Here is a 3709-nt window from a genome sequence, read left to right on the forward strand (position 1 = left end):
GGGGCGGCTCCGCTTCTTTGTCGCTCCAGGACGCTCCTGGCCCCCTTCAGAACCCCCCGCAAGGGGACCAGTCCCCCACTGAGCCGGGGGTCGCTGACCCCTTGACCCCTTCTTGCGAAACATTTTACCATGCTTGTTTAAGAGGATACGTCTTAACTCTCTGAGAGGTTGGACAAAAGGATTTATTTCATCTATAATTAAAGCTGGATATAAACACGGATAATTACATGGAGGAATAATAAAAAAAATGACAGAGGCACAGATATTATTTGAAACGGGTACGAAACATCCCCAGGCTATCAGGTTTATGCACGAGGGGGCAGACTGCACCTGGCAAGGTATCACGTGGGGGGAGTTTCTTGGGCGTGCAACGCAGGTTGCCCTCTACATGCACAACATCGGCATAGGGCCGGATAAAAAGGTTGCTATCTTTGCAAGAAACCGAATCGAGTGGCCCTTTTGCGTGATGGCCATACATGTCTGCCGTGGGGTGCTTGTTCCGGTCTACCAGGCAAACACGTCTAACCAAACCCGGTACATACTCAACCACTCGGACTCCGAAGTGCTCATCACCGAACCTGATCTGCTCCCCACCCTATTCAGGATATGGGGGGAGTTGCCCGGACTGCGTAAGGTCATCGTCCTGGGACTCAACGACTCCGACGAAGTTGAGAGACGCCTTGAGGAGTTCAACGCAACCGCCACCCTGCCCCTGAAGGTGACAGATGTTACGCAGAGGCTGGTATCAATCAACGACGTCTACGACGCCGGTGAGGCACTAAGCAGGCAACACCCTGGCGCCTTTGAACAGCTATGTGCCTCGATAACAAAAGACGACGTATCCTCGATCCTGTATACATCCGGTACCACGGGACAACCCAAGGGCGTGACCCTCACCATAAACAACCTCTACACAAACGCCGGTGACTGGATCGAGGTCTTAGGGCCGCTGATCCCGGAGACGCGGGTAAACCTCTTGTGGTTACCCATGTCGCACATCTTTGGGCTTGGCGAGCTGGGGCTTGGCAACACGCTGGGCTTTACGACGTACTTTACGACCCCGCAGGCCGTCCTGAGACACATGCCCGAGGTGCGTCCGACGGTCTTTATGAGTGTGCCGGCATATTGGGAGAAGCTGTACCTTGACGCCGTGGGATTCTCCGGACAGAGGTCGCAGCAACTGGACAGGCTTCATGTCCTGACGGGCGGACGTCTGAGGTTTTGTCTGTCGGGCGGGGCGGGGCTAAAAAGGCAGGTCAAGGAGTTCTTCTACGATGCCGGACTATTGATCATCGAGGGCTATGGCCTCACGGAGTGCTCACCAACCTTGACGATGAATCGCAAGGACGACTTTGACTTCGACACCGTGGGCAAACCGTTTCCCAACGTACAGCTCAGACTTGCCCCCGATGGCGAAATTCTTGCGAAAGGGCCAAACGTCTTCAGCCGCTACTACAAGGACGATGCCGCAACGACTGAGGCATTTGATGCGGAGGGCTGGTTTAAGACCGGCGATCTCGGCTCACTCACTGACGACGGTTTTCTGAAGATACTGGGGCGCAAGAAGGATATAATTGTCACATCCGGCGGGAAGAACATCTCTCCGCAGATAATAGAATCACAGTTTCGTGACGACCCCTACATAGAGCACATCGTCCTCTACGGGGATGAACGCAAGTACCTTACGGCGTTGATCACGCTAAAGGCATTTGCCGTCATGGCATACGCGGCGGAGGCAGGCATCGTCGAGGGGGATTATTCGGCGCTGGTCAGACGTCCGGAGGTCGTTGCCCTCGTGCAGAAGGCCGTGGATACGGTAAATACCAATCTCTCGTCCGTTGAGACGATCAAGCGGTTTTATATCCACGACAGGTCGTTGAGCGTGGAGGAGGGCCTTCTGACGCCGTCGTTTAAGCTCAAACGCAGGCAGGTGCATGAGCACTTCAAGGACGTCCTGGACGGCCTGTATCAGTAGGGATTGACGGAGAGGTGTTTACGTGAAACTGTTTAATAAAAACATCAAGAGCCTCATAAGTCAAAGAAGACAACAGATACGCTTAGATGCCATCAGCGCTCTGACAACCGGTGTCGCCCATGAGTTTGGCCAGCCAATCACCAATATACGGTTTACAGTTCAATTCTACAGGAGGAAGTTTGAAAAAGAGAGCGAGGATGGCAAGATCGACAGGGAAGAGGTCTTTAAGGTGTTTGACTCAATCCTTGAGGAGACGCAGCGCCTGGGCGCTCTCAACAAGAGGCTGTCTCCCCTGACATCCAGCAAGAGTGTTACAGAGACCTTTGATGTTGTTGAGCGTATCAAGAAGAGGCTGGAAGCTGAAGACCTGCGCATAAAAAACAGCAATATCACCGTGGCGATCTTTTCTGAAGGCGTAGTAAGTCTCAACGCCGACCCTGTTATATTTGACCAGTTGATAAACAACCTGCTCGTAAACGCAATCGATGCCATCAATGAAAAGAAGGCGCAAGGGGCTGGTAAAATTGACATAAGGGTTAAAGGGGACTATAATAAAGATTATATACGACTTGAGTTTGAAGACAATGGCGTGGGGATACCAGTGAAAGATATAGAAAAGGTTTTTCATCCATTTTTTACGACCAAACCGGCAGGCAATGGTGAGGGGTTAGGTCTGTTCATAGCCCACAACATATTAAAGATGTACGGCGGCACGATCTCAATAGATAAGACATTTAATAACGGGACACGGTTTATTATTATAATCCCTAAAGACATTGAATTTTAAAAGGAGGTTGCCAGTTATGGTAGACATGGTTTTATTGGTTGAGGACGAGCCAAAGACAGGTGAGATACTCAAGAAGGCACTGGAGTATGAAATTAAGGACATTTCGGTGACGTGGGTACAGGATGGAAAGTCCGCTATGGGGGAGATGGAGAGGGGTAAGTTTGACCTTATAATATTGGACCTCAGGCTCCCTGACTTTGATGGTGCAGAGTTACTTAAGATGATACGAACGGTTGACAAATATGCCGAGGTCATAGTGTACACGAATTATCAAGACCCGACGGTGATGAAAGAACTGATCAAAAACAGGATTGGCGCTTATATTAACAAGGGACCAGAGTCAGACGTGTGGGAAATCGTTGAATGGGCAAAGGATTATTTGGCCCCTTTTACCGCACAAGAGAGGGAAGAGCTGCTTGCTGCATTACCAGAGGGGATGTTTCAGGAGGCCGGTAGAAGAGATAAATATCTATAATGCCATCACAATTTTTATTAGACACAAATGCCTATTATATACTCTTTGATCCATCATGTCCTTCATCTTACGCTGCATTGACTGCAAAACTAAACTATAGTGGAGTTGTTTCCTTTTATATCTCTGAGATAACATCAATGGAGATTCATTCGGTTTTAGGAAAATACAGGAGAAAATCTGATCCTCAGGTACAAACATGCAAAAGGGATATAATCGATGGCAACTCACATATACAATGCAGTAAGACATGGCGTGATCCCGGAAGAAGAAGGCTCTCCCCTAATGCCTATTGCACCATATTAGCCATGCTCAAAGACTGTGAGGCCGGTAAGGGAGACATACAAGCAACAACGATTAAGGTTGATTCGTATCCTCTTTATATTTCATGGTAACTATGCTTTTGCAGTTTTTGGATTCCTGGTCAAGCCAGGAATGACAAACTTGGAAAAAGCCTGTAACTGTCATTCCTGCG

General features: G+C 49.3%; 4 protein-coding genes. All 4 read left to right on the top strand.

Annotated features, from left to right (window positions below):
* The first annotated feature begins 247 nt into the window (after window positions 1-247).
* From HWQ67_RS14355 to HWQ67_RS14370, 4 genes are read left to right on the top strand one after another with little or no spacing between them, the layout of a single operon-like run.
* Complete coding sequence (locus tag HWQ67_RS14355; RefSeq protein WP_218253376.1) at window positions 248-1975, top strand: AMP-dependent synthetase/ligase; 1728 nt, start codon at window positions 248-250, stop codon at window positions 1973-1975.
* A gap of 22 nt (window positions 1976-1997) precedes the next feature.
* Window positions 1998-2762 (top strand): sensor histidine kinase, encoded by a 765-nt coding sequence (locus tag HWQ67_RS14360; protein WP_218253377.1) that lies wholly within the window; start codon window positions 1998-2000, stop codon window positions 2760-2762.
* A gap of 16 nt (window positions 2763-2778) precedes the next feature.
* Window positions 2779-3237, top strand: a complete 459-nt coding sequence (locus HWQ67_RS14365; RefSeq protein ID WP_218253378.1) for a response regulator — start codon at window positions 2779-2781, stop codon at window positions 3235-3237.
* Complete coding sequence (locus HWQ67_RS14370) at window positions 3237-3629, top strand: hypothetical protein (RefSeq protein WP_218253379.1); 393 nt, start codon at window positions 3237-3239, stop codon at window positions 3627-3629. The genes HWQ67_RS14365 and HWQ67_RS14370 overlap by 1 nt, the downstream gene beginning before the upstream one ends.
* Window positions 3630-3709 lie beyond the last annotated feature (80 nt).

It is taken from the genome of Candidatus Magnetobacterium casense, from assembly GCF_019173545.1.
Taxonomy (GTDB): Bacteria; Nitrospirota; Thermodesulfovibrionia; order Thermodesulfovibrionales; family Magnetobacteriaceae; genus Magnetobacterium; species Magnetobacterium cryptolimnobacter.

Bases quoted from the DNA above. Each gene is read 5' to 3' on its own strand.
- HWQ67_RS14355 (WP_218253376.1), top strand. From the start codon at position 248: ATGACAGAGGCACAGATATTATTTGAAACGGGTACGAAACATCCCCAG.
- HWQ67_RS14365 (WP_218253378.1), top strand. From the start codon at position 2,779: ATGGTAGACATGGTTTTATTGGTTGAGGACGAGCCAAAGACAGGTGAG.
- HWQ67_RS14370 (WP_218253379.1), top strand. From the start codon at position 3,237: ATGCCATCACAATTTTTATTAGACACAAATGCCTATTATATACTCTTT.